The 15313-nt window shown below is 64.1% G+C and carries 11 protein-coding genes and 1 pseudogene; 3 read left to right on the top strand and 9 right to left on the bottom strand.

The genetic code is table 11. The features are described from left to right. Window positions 1-24 precede the first annotated feature (24 nt). Window positions 25-897, bottom strand: coding sequence for a formyltetrahydrofolate deformylase (gene purU, locus ACESMT_RS10005; protein ID WP_372826434.1), 873 nt, complete (start codon window positions 895-897; stop codon window positions 25-27). A gap of 122 nt (window positions 898-1019) precedes the next feature. On the opposite strand from purU, the gene ACESMT_RS10000 reads away from it, so the two are divergent. Further along, window positions 1020-2360 (top strand): aminotransferase class III-fold pyridoxal phosphate-dependent enzyme, encoded by a 1341-nt coding sequence (locus tag ACESMT_RS10000; protein WP_372826433.1) that lies wholly within the window; start codon window positions 1020-1022, stop codon window positions 2358-2360. Window positions 2361-2397: 37 nt separating this feature from the next. On the opposite strand, the gene ACESMT_RS09995 is transcribed toward ACESMT_RS10000, so the two are convergent. Beyond that, window positions 2398-3693: a glucoamylase family protein gene (locus ACESMT_RS09995; protein ID WP_372826432.1), complete on the bottom strand. Its 1296-nt coding sequence runs from the start codon at window positions 3691-3693 to the stop codon at window positions 2398-2400. Further along, window positions 3686-4624: a 2-deoxy-5-keto-D-gluconate 6-phosphate aldolase domain-containing protein gene (locus ACESMT_RS09990; protein WP_372826431.1), complete on the bottom strand. Its 939-nt coding sequence runs from the start codon at window positions 4622-4624 to the stop codon at window positions 3686-3688. The genes ACESMT_RS09995 and ACESMT_RS09990 overlap by 8 nt, the downstream gene beginning before the upstream one ends. 267 nt (window positions 4625-4891) lie before the next feature. Here ACESMT_RS09990 and gnd point away from each other — a divergent pair, with 267 nt between their 5' ends. Then, window positions 4892-5917 (top strand): phosphogluconate dehydrogenase (NAD(+)-dependent, decarboxylating), encoded by a 1026-nt coding sequence (gene gnd / locus ACESMT_RS09985; RefSeq protein ID WP_372826430.1) that lies wholly within the window; start codon window positions 4892-4894, stop codon window positions 5915-5917. Window positions 5918-5963: 46 nt separating this feature from the next. Next, window positions 5964-6701: an HAD family hydrolase gene (locus ACESMT_RS09980; RefSeq protein WP_372826429.1), complete on the top strand. Its 738-nt coding sequence runs from the start codon at window positions 5964-5966 to the stop codon at window positions 6699-6701. Between the two features lie 80 nt (window positions 6702-6781). Here ACESMT_RS09980 and tkt read toward each other — a convergent pair whose 3' ends face one another. The 6 genes and pseudogenes from tkt to ACESMT_RS09950 all read right to left on the bottom strand — a co-directional run. Further along, the gene (gene tkt, locus ACESMT_RS09975) at window positions 6782-8833 is read right to left on the bottom strand and encodes a transketolase (RefSeq protein WP_372826427.1); all 2052 of its coding nucleotides are present in this window, start codon (window positions 8831-8833) and stop codon (window positions 6782-6784) included. 20 nt (window positions 8834-8853) lie between these two features. Further along, window positions 8854-9924, bottom strand: coding sequence for an acetate/propionate family kinase (locus tag ACESMT_RS09970; protein WP_372826426.1), 1071 nt, complete (start codon window positions 9922-9924; stop codon window positions 8854-8856). Next, on the bottom strand, window positions 9921-12284 hold the full coding sequence (locus ACESMT_RS09965) for a phosphoketolase (protein ID WP_372826425.1): 2364 nt from the start codon (window positions 12282-12284) through the stop codon (window positions 9921-9923). The genes ACESMT_RS09970 and ACESMT_RS09965 overlap by 4 nt, the downstream gene beginning before the upstream one ends. Beyond that, window positions 12281-13942, bottom strand: a complete 1662-nt coding sequence (gene pgm / locus ACESMT_RS09960) for a phosphoglucomutase (alpha-D-glucose-1,6-bisphosphate-dependent) (RefSeq protein WP_372826424.1) — start codon at window positions 13940-13942, stop codon at window positions 12281-12283. The genes ACESMT_RS09965 and pgm overlap by 4 nt, the downstream gene beginning before the upstream one ends. A gap of 13 nt (window positions 13943-13955) precedes the next feature. Next, window positions 13956-15041: a transaldolase gene (tal, locus tag ACESMT_RS09955; protein WP_372826423.1), complete on the bottom strand. Its 1086-nt coding sequence runs from the start codon at window positions 15039-15041 to the stop codon at window positions 13956-13958. Next, window positions 15038-15313 (bottom strand): annotated as a pseudogene (locus ACESMT_RS09950) (hypothetical protein); the annotation flags it as partial. The pseudogene ACESMT_RS09950 and the gene tal, both read right to left, overlap by 4 nt.

The raw sequence follows: 15313 nt of genomic DNA, 5'->3' as shown, positions 1-15313 counted from the left end.
CACGCAGTGAGCAACCGGGGGGGCTCACTTGAAGATCACGGTTTTGTGCCCGTTCAGCAGCACCCGGTGCTCGCTGTGCCACAACACGGCGCGAGCCAGTACCTGGCTTTCGGTGTCGCGGCCCATGGCGGTCAGGGCTTCCACGGTTTTGCTGTGGTCGGCTCTGGCCACGTCCTGCTCGATGATCGGGCCCTCGTCGAGGTCGGCCGTCACGTAGTGGGCGGTTGCGCCTATCAGCTTGACGCCGCGCGCATGGGCCTGGTAGTAGGGCTTGGCGCCCTTGAAGCTCGGCAAAAACGAGTGGTGGATGTTGATGGCCCTGCCTGCCAGCTTGCGGCACAGGTCGTCGCTGAGGATCTGCATGTAACGCGCCAGCACCACCAGCTCGGCGCCTTCGGCTTCGATGATGTCGTACTGGCGCTTTTCGGCGTCGGCCTTGGTGGCGGCCGTCACCGGGATGTGGTGGAAGGGCACGTTGTAGCTGGCCGCCAGCTGGTAGAAGTCACGGTGGTTGGAAACGATGGCGCGTATGTCCAGCGGCAGCAGGCCAGACTTCCAGCGGAACAGCAGGTCGTTCAGGCAATGGCCTTCCTTGCTGACCAGCAGCACGGTGCGCATGGGCTGCGTGGCCTGGTGCAGGCTCCAGCGCATGCCGAACTGGGTGCCCAGCACGGCGAGCTGCTCTTTGAGCACCTCAAAGGGCAACTGGCTGTAGCCGAAGCTGACCCGCATGAAAAACAGGCCCGTGGCGTCGGCGGCCGTGTCGTCCCGCTTGTCGTCGCTGAACTGCGCCGCCTCCAGGATGTTGCCGCCGCGCTCGAACAAAAAGCCGGACACCGCATGAACAATGCCGGCGCGGTCCGGGCAGGACAGGGTAAGAATATAAACAGGGCTCATGGGAAGAATTGTCGCAGGTGAGCTTGCTGCGTGCAGCGGGCTGTCGCCAAGGGTGCCAGAATGCACTTCAGGCACCTCAAGCGCCGTCAACCACCGACCTTACCGAAGCAGGAGATTTTGCAATGGCCTACCCCGATTTCAATATGGACCACCAATGGCTGCCCTTCACGCCGAACCGCAGCTTCAAGAAAGACCCGCGTGTGTTCGTGAAGGCCGACGGCATGTTTTTCACCACACACGACGGCAAGCAGGTGCTCGACGGCATTTCCAGCCTGTGGTGTGTGGGCGCCGGCCACAACCGCAAGCCGATCAACGAGGCCATCAAAAAGCAGCTCGACACGCTGGACTACGCGACCGCTTTCCAGGCCAGCAACGACCAGGCCTTCAAGGCCGCCGAGATGATCGCCGCGATGGCGCCGGGTGATTTGAACCAGGTGCTGTTCTGCAACTCCGGCTCCGAAGCGGCCGACACCTCGCTCAAGGTGGCGCTGGCTTACCACCGCGCGCGCGGCGAGGGCCACCGCAATGTGTTCATCGGCCGTGAAAAGGGTTACCACGGCGTCGGCTTTGGTGGCATGAGCGTGGGCGGCATCCCGGCCAACCGCAAGGTCTACGGCGCGGCCTTGCTGCCGCGGGTGGACCACATGCGTTTCATCCACGACCCGGTCAAACATGCCTACATTCACGGCGCCGAACCGGTGTGGGAAGAAGACATTTTGCTGGAGCTGGAGCAGCGCATTTTGCCGCTGCACGACCCCAGCAACATCGCGGCCGTCATCGTCGAGCCGGTGTCCGGCAGTGCCGGCTGGTACCTGCCGCCCAAAGGTTACCTCAAGCGCCTGCGCGAGATCTGCGACAAACACGGCATTCTGCTGATTTTTGACGAAGTCATCACCGGCTTTGGCCGCATGGGCACCAACTTCGGCGCTGACTACTACGGCGTGGTGCCCGACATGCTCAATTTCGCCAAGGCGGTGACCAACGGCGTCATTCCCCTGGGCGGCGTGATCTGCACCGACCGCATCTACAACACCATGATGGACGCCAATGCCGGCAGTCCGGCGCACGCCATCGAGTTTTTTCACGGCTACACCTACTCCGGCCACCCGGTGGCCTGCGCGGCCGCCATGGCGACGCTCGGCCTGTTCAAGGAAGAAAACCTGTTTGAGCGCGCGGGCGAGATGGGCATGGTGCTGGGTGACGCGCTGCATGGCGGCCTGAAGGGCCTGCCCAGCGTGATCGGCATCCGCAGCCTGGGGCTGGCCGGCGCGGTGGAGCTGGCATCTGTCGCCGGCGCACCAGGCAAACGCGCCTACGACGTCTTCATGGACTGCTTCAAACAAGGTGTGCTGGTGCGGCCGGCGGGCGAGAACATCGTGATCTGCCCGCCCTACATTGTGGAAAAAGAGCACATAGAACGCATCGTCAATGTGGTGGGGGAGTCCATCAAAAAGAACGCCTGAGCGTCGTCTGCCGGCTCTTGCGTCTGACGTTCGGCGTTCATGTCAGCCAGCCATCCGTGAATCCGGCCCGCCTCAGGCCGGTGACGACATAGGGGCAGCCGCGCATCAACCGCCAGAGCAAATCAGACCGGTAGTTCTCGCACATCAGCACCACCGGGCCGAGGTTGATGCCAAAGTGATAGGGCGATGTCCAGCCGGCCTGACCGTTGCCTTCTCCCTCGCCCGCAAATGTCAGGTTGAAGCTGCATCTGAAACAATACTCGCCGGTGATCTGTGGATAGACGTCCTTGAAATTCTGCAGGGTCGGCAGCACAATTTCTGGCGCGAACGGCAGCGATGCGGCCACGGCCCAGGGCGCAATCGTTCCGTCATCGGGGCCGTACGGCACGCCTCGGGCGACATAGTCGAAGAAAGAGCGCTCAATGCCCTTGATCCGGCGCGTCGTCCAGCCCGGCCCGTCGCTCGCGGTCACGCCCCAGAAGTTTTCGCCATAGCCCGCAAAGTCCAGCGGGTTACGGATGGCGTACTCGCGCTGCACGTAGGTCGCGCGGCGGCTGTTCTCGCAGTAGTCGATGCCTCGCGCGCGCGCGAAGGCATCCTGGATGCCGCGCATGTCCAGCCAGATGTGCGAGTACTGGTGAATGAAGAGCGGGCCGCCGTAGAGCAATTCGTGGCCGTAAATTGTTTTCCATTCATAGGTCGAGGTCCAGGCCGTGTAGCTCTCGGCCGGCAGCGGGTGCGTCGGCGAACCCAGCCCGAGCACGTACAGCAGGGTGGCTTCGTCGTAGCCACGCCAGCGGTAAGGCAGAAAGCCGCCTTCAGGCGTCCACCCATGTGTTACCGTCGCGGCCCCGTTGCATGCCCACGCCCAATCGACCCGGCGGTAGAGCGCGTCGGCCAGCCTGCGCAGGGCCTGCTCGCTTTCGTCGTCCTGGTCAAAGTAAGCGGCGGCGGCCAGCATGCCGGCGAGCAGAAAGGTGGTGTCGATGGTGGACAACTCGCACGAGCCGGCGCGCTGTCCGGTGTCCATGTCGAGAAAGTGATAGTAGAAGCCCTTGTGCCCGGTCGCCCCAGGCGCGGTGCCTTGCGGGCTGGCCCAGAGGAACCGCATCATCGCGAGCGAACGGGCCAGCGCATCGGCGCGTGTCATCCAGCCGCGCTCGACGCCCACCGGATAGGCCGCCAGCGCGAAGCCCATCGCCGCGATGCTCGCTGGCGAGCCCGGCTGCGACTTGTCGGCGACAAGTCCGTTGGCCAGGTTGGTTTCGCACAGGAAGTACTGGAAGGAGTGCCGCTGCAGAGCGTCAACCTGTGCGTCGCCGAATTCAAGCATCTGCGACCGAAGCGCCTGCTGCGTTCTTTGCTTTCTCGAACAAGTCGACCCAGCTGCGGTATCTCCGGGCAATTTCGGCAACAGCCGCCGGCCGGTCGATGGTCCCATCGCGCAAGCTGATCAACGAGTCCCAGAATGTGGTCCTGCCGACAGCAAAGCCGATGAACCCGGGCACGCCGGCCGCGGTGGCTAGCCAGGCACGAACATGCTGCTCGCTCTCGCCGCGCCCAAGCACGATGCAGCCCACGCTCTCGCGCCCGCCGCGCCGCGCCGTGGACACGATTCGCACACAGTCGTCACGGCTTTCCAGGCCTTCCACCTTCCACACATCGGGCTCGACCCCCGCATCCTGCAACTCGCTGATGGCGCGCAGCATCAGTGCGGGCCTGAGCTTGCGGTCGTAGGCTTGTGCGTTTCCGGCGACGGCATCGAGTTGCGAGGACGTTGCGGGCACGAGCAGCTCGAACATGAATCTTGACGGGCTACCTACAAGGGCCTCGGACAGTCTCCGAAGGCGCGACGACTGGCGGTGGTTTACGGCCGCATCGCCTTCGGGGTTGTAACGCACCAGCACCTTGCAGAAGTTGGGTGCAAAAGCCTCGGTGTGGCGCTCGAAGTCCTCGCCGAACTCGAAGTCGAACTCGTCCTGCCCGCTTTTCTCCACAGGGGCGCACGTGATGATGCCGCTGTGTTTTGCATCACGCAGGATGTCGGCACCAAAGTGCTCGTCCACCAGGATGCCGGCCTTGTGCGGGTCAACACCGCCGGCCACTGCGGCCGAGAAGCCGTCATAGATCACGCGCTTGGCGGCGGTGATTTGCGCGGTCTGCTCAGGCTTGAGCACGCCGCTCCAGCCGAACATGCCGCTCACGAACGACGAGCGGTGATCGAAAGGCAGGATGTACAAGGGTTGGGTATAGCCCGTGGACATGGTGCGCACCTCCTGTGTAGCGGTCGGACTGGATATGGCTGCGTTGCGAATGCGCAACTTCAACCCGGTGTGGACACGTTACGACGCCAGACGCGGAGCGTCTGTGCGGTGGCGCACCCCCGGCAATGCGGGGCAACGCACAGACGGGCCAAGGCGGGGCCGCTACAGTAACATGACCTCTTGATACCGACACGCCAAAGTAAAATGCGCATCCATGTCTGGCGCGCGGCTTGGGAGGCGGTCAGGACAATGGAGAATCAAATTCAAATGCAGCTTGGAATGATCGGTTTGGGTCGAATGGGCGCGAGCATGGTTCGGCGCCTGCTGAAGAAGGGCCACGGGTGTGTTGTTCATGACCGGCAGCCTGCGGTGGTGGCCAGCTTGCAAAGTGAGGGTGCCGAAGGCGTAGCGTCGCTTGCCGAACTGGTCTCGAAGATGACCCGGCCGCGTGCGATCTGGCTGATGGTGCCCGCTGGCGCCGTGGACCAGGTACTCGCTGATTTGGTAACGCATCTGGACGCGGGCGACATCGTGATCGACGGCGGCAATTCGTATTACCGCGACGATATCCGGCGCGCCAAAGATCTGGCCGCAGCAGGCCTTCACCATGTCGATGTCGGTACCAGTGGCGGCGTTGCCGGTCAGGAGCGGGGTTACTGCCTGATGATCGGCGGCGTAGCCGATGTTGTGAAACGCCTGGAGCCGATCTTCATGGCTCTGGCTCCGGGTGCAGGCGCCGTGTCGCGCACGCCCGGGCGCAGCGGCGACCACGCCAGCGCAGAGCAAGGTTTCCTGCATTGCGGACCGCACGGCGCCGGCCACTTCGTCAAGATGGTTCACAACGGCATCGAATACGGCGTGATGGCGGCCTATGCCGAAGGGCTGAACATCCTGCGCAACGCCAATATTGGCAAAGGGTCACAGACTGCCGATGCCGAGACCACGCCGCTGCGCGACCCTGAGTTCTACCAGTATGAGATGAACCTGCCCGACATCACCGAGGTCTGGCGTCGCGGCAGCGTGATCGGCTCGTGGTTGCTCGATTTGACGGCCGACGCATTGCTGCAGGACCCGCAGCTTGAGGCTTACGGCGGGCGTGTCTCCGATTCTGGAGAGGGCCGCTGGACGCTGCAGGCGGCGATTGATGAGGCCGTACCGGTGCCTGTGCTCAGCGCCGCCGTGTACCAACGGTTCGCGTCACGCGGTGAAGCCGGCTTTGCCAACCAGGTGTTGTCGGCGATGCGTTACGAATTCGGTGGCCACGCAGAAAAATCCGCAGAGGACCCGCCATGAGGCGGCCGGCGGCAATCTACTGGCGATCTGCCAAAGGGGTTTGGACATGAGCCGTAACGCGACCTCCGACGTGGTGTTCCTGCTGGATGTGGACAACACGTTGCTCGACAACGACAGCATCGTTTCAGACCTCAGGGCGCATCTTGAGCGCGCATTCGGCGCCTCCTCAGCGATGCGGTATTGGTGCATCTTCGAAGAACTGCGCGAAGAACTGGGCTACGCCGATTACCTGGGTGCGCTGCAGCGCTACCGGGCCAACGCTGAACACGGTGTGTCCGCCGATGAGCGGCTGCTCCTGATGTCGAGCTATCTGATCGACTACCCATTCGCCGAACGCCTGTACCCGCGGGCGCTTGAGGTCATTGCCCACCTCGATCAGTTCGGGCCGACGGTGATTCTGTCGGATGGCGACGTGGTGTTTCAGCCGCGCAAGATCCAGCGTTCCGGATTGTGGGACGCCGTGGGCGGTCGGGTCCTGATCTATGTTCACAAGGAGCAGATGGTCGCAGCCGTGCAGCGCCTCCATCCAGCGAAACACTATGTCATGGTGGACGACAAGGTGCTGCTGCTGGCCGCGGTCAAAGGCGTGCTGGGTGACCGTTTGACGACGGTGCTCCCCCGACAGGGGCACTACGCCATGGACCCGGCCACTGCCTCCATGGCCACCAAGGCCGACGTGACGATCCAGCACATTGGTGACCTGATCGATGTGGACGCGGCCACGCTTCTGGCACGACGACCCAACGCATGGGACACCGACGAATCATCGCTGTGTTCCTCATGACGGACTGCGAGCGCATTCGCATTACACGAAGGGCTGCAGCCAAAGCAGGGCGCGGCGTGGTGCGTCGATAGAGTCGCGCATCAGCCGCTCAGCAGCGCCCGCGCCCGTGATGCCACGTTGTCGATCGTGAAGCCATATTCGGGCAGCAGGATGTCAGCCGGGGCGGATGCACCAAAACGTTCAACACCGAGCACATCGCCGCGGTCACCGACATAGCGATGCCAGCCCTGCGCCACGCCCAGTTCTACCGCCAGCCGCGCAGACACGTTGGGTGGAAGTACCTCGTCGCGATAGCCCTGCGGCTGCGCGTCGTACAAGTCCCAACTGGGCATCGACACGCACCGCACCGCGATGCCCTCGCGTTGCAGCCGCTCGGCGGCGGCCAGGATCAAGGCGACCTCTGACCCACTGGCGATGAGGATGAGCGCGGGCGGCTGGCCCTGCGCATCGCTGAGCACATAGGCTCCGCGGCGCAAGCCTTCGGCGCTGGCATACCTGCTGCGGTCCAGCGTGGGAACCGCCTGTCGGGTCAACGCCAGCAACACCGGACGATGGCAGCTTTCCACGGCCACCCTCCACGCCACCGCAGTTTCATTGGCGTCGGCCGGTCGGATCACGGTGAGCCCCGGTATCGCGCGCAGGCTGGCCAGCTGCTCCACCGGCTGGTGCGTGGGCCCGTCTTCGCCGACGGCCAGGCTGTCGTGGGTGAATACATGAACGACATGCAGCTTCATCAGCGCCGCCAGGCGCAGCGCCGGCCGCATGTAGTCGCAGAAGATCAGGAAGGTGGCGCCGTAGGGGATGAAACCACCGTGCGCGGCCAGGCCGTTGACGATGGCGCCCATCGCGTGTTCGCGCACGCCGAAGTGCAGGTTTCGGCCGGCCTGGCTCCAGCCGCCGCTGTCGGAGCCCTGTGTGTCGTCGGTCTGGGTCACAGGTGGATTGAAATCGCCACACCCCTTGAGCGCGGTTTTGGTCGAAGGGTCCAGGTCGGCCGAGCCGCCGGTCAACGCGGGCAGCCGCCGGGCCATGGCGTTCATCACCTTGGCCGACGCAGCCCGTGTGGCCAAGCCCGTGTCATCGGCGGGAAACACCGGTATGCCGATGTCCCAGCCGGCTGGCAGGTCACCGCGCAAGCTGCACTGCAGCTCTGCAGCCAGATCGGGAAACGCCAGTGCGTGGGCCTGCATGCGCGCGTCCCATACGGCCTCGTCGCGTTTTCCCCGTGTGAGCGCCTCCCGCATGCGCGCGGTAACCGCTTCGGGGATCAGGAACGACGGCTCGGTGGGCCAGCCAAGACGCTGCTTCGTCAGACGAACCTCGTCCACGCCCAGCGGCGAGCCGTGTGCTTGGAAACTGTCATGCTTGTTCGGCGAGCCGTAGCCGATGTGCGTGCGCACGAGGATCAATGACGGTCTTGAACTTTCTGAATGCGCAGCTTGCAGCGCGGCAGTGATCGCCTCGACGTCATTGCCATCAGGAACCGCCACGGTGTGCCAGCCACAAGCCGCGAACCGTGCGGCCCGATCTTCCGTGAATGCCATATCGGTACCGGCAGAAAGCGTCACGCGGTTGTCGTCGTACAGGCAGACCAGCTTGCCGAGCCTCAGATGCCCGGCGAGCGAAGTGGCTTCGGCCGCCACGCCTTCCATCAGGTCGCCGTCGCCGACGATCACATAGGTGTGGTGATCGATGACCGTGTGCCCCGGCCGGTTGTAGCGGGCCGCGAGCTGCGCTTCGCCGATCGCCATGCCTACCGCATTGGCGAAGCCCTGGCCCAGCGGCCCAGTGGTGACTTCAACGCCTGGGGTGTGCCCGCGCTCCGGATGACCCGGTGCCTTGCTGCCCCATTGCCGAAAAGTCTTGATGTCGTCGAGTGAGAGGTCGTAGCCGCAGAGATGCAGGAGGCTGTAGAGCAGCGCCGATCCGTGGCCGACGGAGAGCACGAAGCGGTCGCGATCAGCCCAGCCCGGGTTGTGGGGATTGAACTTGAGAACCTGCGTCCACAGTGCATAAGCCATGGGTGCCGCGCCGAGCGGCATGCCGGGGTGGCCGCTGCCCGCCTTCTGCACGGCGTCCACCGAGAGAAAGCGCAGGGTGTCGATGCACTGCTGGTCGAGGGGATTCGTCATGGCAATATTCTCCGGTGCGGTCAATGCGGGGTTTGGGTGATCTGCCAGGTGCGCAAGGCGATCTGCTTGTCTTCCTGTGCCGGCATCACACGCACGGCTTCCTTGTGAATGCCCAGTGCCTCGAGGCCCTCGCATATCAAAGTGCGCGCCGCCACATCGTTCTCACCGATGCCTCCTGTGAAGACCAGCAGGTCCACGCCGCCGAGCACAGCCGCCATCGCGGCAATTTGCTTGCGCACGGATGTGCAGAACATGGTGATGGCCAGCCGCGCGTCACCGGCCGAAGCGGATGACGAAGCCGAAGCAGCATTCAGCTCGCGCAAGTCGCCGCTGAGGCCAGAAATGCCGAGCATGCCCGAGCGCTGGTCGATCAGTGCTTCGAGCTGAGCCGCGTCATAGCGATGCTCGCGAACCATATACGCCAGCACGCCGGGGTCGATGTCGCCGCAGCGTGTACTCATGATCACGCCGCCGCTCGGCGTCAGACCCATGCTGGTGTCCACTGACGCACCGTGGGCTACTGCGGTGACGCTCGCACCGTGTCCGAGATGGGCAACCACTATCCGGGGCGGCACATCATGGCCGAGTTGCCGCAGGATGGATTCGCACGACAGGCCGTGAAAGCCGTAGCGCTCGATCCCCAGCGCGCGAAGCTCGCGCGGGATGGGCAGTGCGCGGGCCACATCCGGCATGCCTGCATGGAACGCCGTGTCCAGGCACGCCACCTGCGCGATACCGGGGAAGCGCGCCTGCGCCGCACTCACCAGCGCAAGTGCCGGCGGTACGTGCAAAGGGGCGAACGCGGTCGCGGCTTGCAGTTGCTGCATCACCGCAGCATCAATCAAGGTGTGGCGGCGATATTGCGGCCCGCCATGAACGATACGGTGGCCAACCGCCACGGGCGCGGGCAAGCCCTGCGCTTGTATTCGGTGCGCGATGCGAGCCAACGCCTCTTGCGGCTCGCCAACCGTTTCTTCGGCACCGGAGATCAACACGCGGCTGCCGCTTGTGCCCACCATGAAGACGCCGAACTTGAGCGACGATGAGCCGACGTTCAACGCCAGCACGGGCTGGTCGGCGTCATGACTCATGCGGGCCACCGCCAGTCACGCACTTCCGGCAAGTCCTCGCCGTGTTCGCTGATGTAGGCCTTGTGCTGGGCGATGCTCGCGTCATAACGTTGAGTCGCCTGCTCAACCAGGTGCGCCAAACGCGGGACGCGGCGTATGGCATCAAGCGCCAACTGATAGCGGTCGATGTTGTTCAGCACCACCATGTCGAAGGCCGTGGTCGTCGTGCCTTCTTCCTTGTAGCCGCGCACATGCAGGTTGTCGTGGTTGTGGCGGCGGTAGGTCAGGCGGTGAATCAGGCCCGGGTAACCATGGAAGGCGAACACGATGGGTTTGTCGCGTGTGAACATGGCATCAAACGCGTCGTCGCCCAAGCCGTGCGGATGCTCTGACTGCGGCTGCAATGCCATCAGATCGACCACGTTGACGACGCGAACGCGCAGATCCGGCACATACCCACGCAACAGCGCCACGGCGGCCAGCGTTTCGAGCGTCGGTACGTCGCCCGCGCAGGCCATCACTACATCGGGTTCGCCACCAGAATCGTTGCTGGCCCAGGGCCAAATACCCGCGCCTGCCGTGCAGTGGTGTACGGCGGATTCCATATCGAGCCACTGCAAGGCGGGTGCCTTGCCGGCGATGATCAGGTTCACGTAGTTGCGGCTGCGCAGGCAATGGTCGGTGATTGACAGCAGGCAGTTCGCGTCGGGTGCCAAATAGATGCGCACCACGTCGGCCTTCTTGTTGGCCACTACATCGATGAAGCCCGGGTCCTGGTGCGAGAAGCCGTTGTGGTCCTGCTGCCAGACATGCGATGTCAGCAGGTAGTTCAGCGACGCGATGGGCTTGCGCCACGAAATTTGGCTGCAGACCTTCAACCACTTGGCATGCTGGTTGAACATCGAGTCGATGATGTGAATGAAGGCTTCGTAACACGAGAACAGGCCGTGGCGCCCGGTCAGCAAATAGCCTTCGAGCCAGCCCTCGCATAAGTGCTCGCTCAGCACTTCCATCACCCGGCCGTCGGCCGACAGATTCATATCGACCGCGTCGATCTCGGCCATCCACGCCTTGTCTGCGGTTTCTACCACCGCACCGAGCCGGTTGGACGCGGTTTCGTCCGGGCCGAAAAGACGGAAGTTACCACTTTCGGTGTTCCTGCGCATCACCTCGGCGAGGAAGCCGCCGAGCACGCGTGTGGACTCTCCCATCGTGTTGCCTGGCACCGAAACCGGGATTGCGAAGTCGCGGAAGTCCGGCATGACCAGCGGTGCGAGCAATGCACCGCCGTTGGCGTGCGGATTGGCGCCCATGCGCCGAGTCCCGACCGGTGCAAGCTCTGCAAACTCCTCGCGGAAGCGGCCGTTGGCATCGAACAGTTCCTGCGGTGCATAACTGCGCATCCAGTCTTCGAGTTGGCGAATGTGATCGGCGTTGCTGAACTGCGTGATCGGCACCTGATGCGCCCGCCACGTGCCTTCTACCGGCAGGCCATCGACCTCCTTGGGGCCTGTCCAGCCCTTGGGCGTCTGCAACACGATCATCGGCCAGCGGGGGAGCGGCGGAGGCTTGGCTGCATGCGGTGCACGCGCCGCCGCCTGAATGGCGTGGATCTGCGCAAGGACGACGTCGAGCGTTTGCGCCAGTTGCTGGTGGACGACCATGGGATCGTCGCCGATCACAAAGTGCGGCTCGTGGCCATATCCGCGCAGCAGTGCCGTCAGATCCTCGCGGCCGATGCGCGCCAGCACGGTGGGGTTGGCGATCTTGAATCCGTTGAGATGCAGGATCGGCAGCACCGCACCATCGCGCGCCGGGTTCATGAATTTGTTCGAGTGCCAGCTTGTCGCCAGCGCGCCGGTTTCTGCTTCACCGTCACCGACGATGCAAGCCACGATCAGCCCGGGGTTGTCAAAGGCCGCGCCGTAGGCATGCGCCAGCGAATAGCCGAGTTCACCGCCTTCGTGGATCGAGCCTGGTGTTTCTGGCGCCACGTGGCTCGGAATGCCTCCCGGCCACGAAAACTGACGGAACAGCTTGCGCATGCCGTCGCGGTCTCGCGAGATGTCCGGATAGGTTTCGGTGTACGTGCCTTCAAGGTAGGTGCTCGCCACCAGCCCTGGGCCCCCGTGGCCCGGACCGATGATGTTGATCATGTCGAGGTCGTGCTCCCTGATCAGGCGGTTCAGGTGCACGTACAGCAGGTTCAGCCCAGGTGTGGTGCCCCAGTGCCCAAGCAGTCTCGGCTTGATGTGCGCCAACGTCAGCGGCTCTTCGAGCAGTGGGTTCGCGTGCAGGTAGATTTGCCCTACCGACAGGTAGTTCGCGGCCCGCCACCAGGCGTGCATCTTGTGAAGGAGGTCGGGGGTCAGTGTCGTCATGATGATTCCTTGGGTTCGATGGCGTTGTCCACGATGCGTTGCGCTTCGGCGATCAGATGGTGCAGGTGGGCGGGGTTGCGGAAGCTCTCTGCGTAAATCTTGTAGATGTCTTCGGTGCCTGAGGGCCGTGCGGCGAACCAGCCACTCTTCGTGCTGACCTTGATGCCGCCGATCGCCGCGTTGTTGCCAGGCGCCCGGTCGATCACGCTGGTGATGGGCTCCCCCGCCAGTTCGGTCTGAACGATCTGTCGGGGCGTCATCTGCGCCAGCGCCTGCCTCTGCATCTGGGTCGCCGGTGCATCGACGCGATCGGCAAATGACTCGCCGAACTCAGCGCACAGCTCGCGGTACCGGGCACCCGGGTCGCGCCCGGATTGGGCGGTGATCTCGGCCGACAGCAGCGCCGCTGCGATGCCGTCCTTGTCTGTCGTCCACACACTGCCGTCGCGGCGCAGGAAAGACGCCCCGGCGCTCTCCTCACCGCCGAAGCCCAGGCTGCCGTCAAACAGGCCGGACGCGAACCATTTGAAGCCGACCGGTGCCTCGAACAAGGTGCGATCGAGGCGGGCAGCGACGCGGTCGATCATCGTGCTGCTGACCACTGTCTTGCCGATCGCCAGTGTTGCACTCCACTGCGGTCGATGCTGGAACAGATAGTCGATGGCGACGCTCAGGTAGTGGTTTGGCGGCAGCAGGCCGGCGCTGCTTGTCACGATGCCGTGGCGGTCGTGATCGGTATCGCAGGCGAAGGCGATGTCGTAGTGGTCTTTCAACGCGATCAGCCCTTGCATCGCGTAGCGCGACGACGGGTCCATGCGAATCTTGCCGTCCCAATCTGCCGTCATGAAAGCAAATTGCGGATCGACTTCTGTGTTGACCACCGTCAGGTCGAGCTGGTAGCGCTCTGCAATCTGCGCCCAGTAGTGCACGCCGGCGCCGCCAAGCGGATCAACGCCCAGGCGCAGGCCGGCGCCGCGAATCACATCAAAGTCAATCACATGGGCGAGGTCGGCGACATACGCGTTCAGGTAGTCGTGTTCGTGCGTCGTAGCGGCTCTTTGCGCCTGGGCCAGCGCCATGCGCCTGACATCCTTGAGGCCGCCTTCGAGCAAGGCGTTGGCGCGCTCTTGCACCCAGCCGGTGATGTCGGAATCGGCCGGGCCGCCATGGGGAGGGTTGTATTTGAAGCCGCCGCTGTCGGGCGGGTTGTGCGACGGTGTGATGACGACGCCGTCGGCCAGGCCGCTGGTGCGGTCCCGGTTGTAGACCAGGATCGCATGCGACACCGCCGGCGTGGGCGTGAACTCGCCGCCCCGCGCAATCATTGTCTGCACGCCGTTGCCAGCCAGTACCTGCAGCGCGTCTTCGAAGGCCGGCTTTGACAGGGCGTGTGTGTCCACACCGATGAACAGCGGGCCATCGATGCCTTTGCCCCTGCGGTGCTCGCAGATGGCCTGCGTGATCGCCAGCACATGCCATGCGTTGAAACTGCGGTCAAACGAGATGCCGCGATGACCCGAGGTGCCGAATGCCACGCGCTGCGCCGGCACGGCGGGGTCAGGCTGCAGATCGGCGTACGCGGCCAGCAGGCTTTGTAGGTCGACGCGCTTGTCTGGCGGCAGGGACTTGCCGGCGAGGGGGCTGATGAGCGGGCTCATATCCGTTGGGTCATCAGTGGGCGGGGTTGCGCGCACCCGACTTCACGGCGATCCGCTGCAACAGTTGCTGCCACGACTTGACGAATGACTGAGCCCCGTCCTGCTGAAGCTTTGCGGCCAGTGCTTCGAGATCCACGCCCGCACGGCTGATCTGCGACAGCACCGCTTCGGCGTCACCACCGTCGGCTGGCATCACATCCTGCAACTCGCCGTGGTCGGCGAATGCAAGCAGGGTCTTTTCGGGGATCGTGTCGATGGTGTCGGGCGCTCCCAGGGCGCTGACATACAGCGTGTCGGGTGCCGAAGGGTCCTTGGTGCCGGTGCTGCCCCATAGCAGGCGCTGTGGTTTGGCACCGGCGGCGGCCAGTTTCTGCCAGCGGGTCGATGCCAGCAGTTCGCGGTAGGCCCGGTAGGTTTGGCGGGCGACCGCGATCCCGAGCTTGTGCTGCAGTTCGGCAGGCAGCAGCGGATTAGCAGCCACGTCCCAGCGGCTGATGAACAGCGAGGCGACCGAGCCCACGCGCAGATCGAGCCCCGCCGCCAGGCGCCGTTCAATGCCGCGCAGATAGGCTTCGGCAGCGGCCTGGTAGTGGGTGCTGGAAAACAGCAGCGTCACATTGATGGGGATGCCTAGAAAGATCGCCTGTTCGATGGCCGCTACCCCTTGCGGCGTGCCGGGAATCTTCACGAACAGGTTGGCGCGCTGGGCCTGGTCGTGAATCTGAACGGCTGCTGCGACGGAGCCTGCGGTGTCAGCGGCCAGCAGCGGCGAGATCTCCATCGAGACCCAGCCGTCGGCCTGGTCGGTGGCGTCGAACACCGGCCGGAGCAGGTCGGCCGCGCGTCGCAGGTCCTCCAGTGCCAGCTCTGTGAACAGCGCCTCGCCGTCCAGACCGGCCAGCGTCTTGGCGTGGATGGCCGCGTCGTAGGCGTCGCCGCCGCCAATGGCGGCATCAAAGATGCTGGGGTTGGAGGTCAGGCCGGTGATCGAAAGCTCGGCGATGTAGCGCGCCAACGTGCCGTCGTCGAGCAGGGTGCGGGTGATGTTGTCCAGCCACAGGCTCTGGCCGAGTTCGTGCAATTGCCGGGTGGGTTTCATGGTGTCTCCGTTCTGGTTTGGGTTGAGTAGGTCGATGTCATGTGATGGCTTTCAGGGCTTGTGGCGCGAACCAGCAGCATCGGGACAGTGGCCGTGCGAACGATCTGTTCGGTAGCGTTGCCCGGTCGATTCACGCTGGCGCTGGCCCATTCCTTCCACGTTCTGGGCGCAAGGTAGCGGTACAGAAACCACGAGACAACAACGGCGACGATCAGCGCGATCCCCCAGGCGCCAGTATTTGCAATGTGCTCGGTCATGATGATGTCCTGTTT

Source organism: Polaromonas sp., assembly GCF_041689105.1.
Lineage (GTDB): Bacteria > Pseudomonadota > Gammaproteobacteria > Burkholderiales > Burkholderiaceae_C > Polaromonas.
The sequence above is the reverse complement of the archived record's forward strand: the minus strand, read 5'-3'. Positions and strand labels throughout refer to the sequence as shown.

Bases quoted from the DNA above. Each gene is read 5' to 3' on its own strand.
- ACESMT_RS09970 (WP_372826426.1), bottom strand. From the start codon at position 9,924: ATGAGTCATGACGCCGACCAGCCCGTGCTGGCGTTGAACGTCGGCTCA.
- ACESMT_RS09990 (WP_372826431.1), bottom strand. From the start codon at position 4,624: ATGTCCACGGGCTATACCCAACCCTTGTACATCCTGCCTTTCGATCAC.
- ACESMT_RS09965 (WP_372826425.1), bottom strand. From the start codon at position 12,284: ATGACGACACTGACCCCCGACCTCCTTCACAAGATGCACGCCTGGTGG.
- pgm (WP_372826424.1), bottom strand. From the start codon at position 13,942: ATGAGCCCGCTCATCAGCCCCCTCGCCGGCAAGTCCCTGCCGCCAGAC.
- purU (WP_372826434.1), bottom strand. From the start codon at position 897: ATGAGCCCTGTTTATATTCTTACCCTGTCCTGCCCGGACCGCGCCGGC.
- ACESMT_RS09995 (WP_372826432.1), bottom strand. From the start codon at position 3,693: ATGCTTGAATTCGGCGACGCACAGGTTGACGCTCTGCAGCGGCACTCC.
- ACESMT_RS09980 (WP_372826429.1), top strand. From the start codon at position 5,964: ATGAGCCGTAACGCGACCTCCGACGTGGTGTTCCTGCTGGATGTGGAC.
- tal (WP_372826423.1), bottom strand. From the start codon at position 15,041: ATGAAACCCACCCGGCAATTGCACGAACTCGGCCAGAGCCTGTGGCTG.
- ACESMT_RS10000 (WP_372826433.1), top strand. From the start codon at position 1,020: ATGGCCTACCCCGATTTCAATATGGACCACCAATGGCTGCCCTTCACG.
- gnd (WP_372826430.1), top strand. From the start codon at position 4,892: ATGCAGCTTGGAATGATCGGTTTGGGTCGAATGGGCGCGAGCATGGTT.
- tkt (WP_372826427.1), bottom strand. From the start codon at position 8,833: ATGACGAATCCCCTCGACCAGCAGTGCATCGACACCCTGCGCTTTCTC.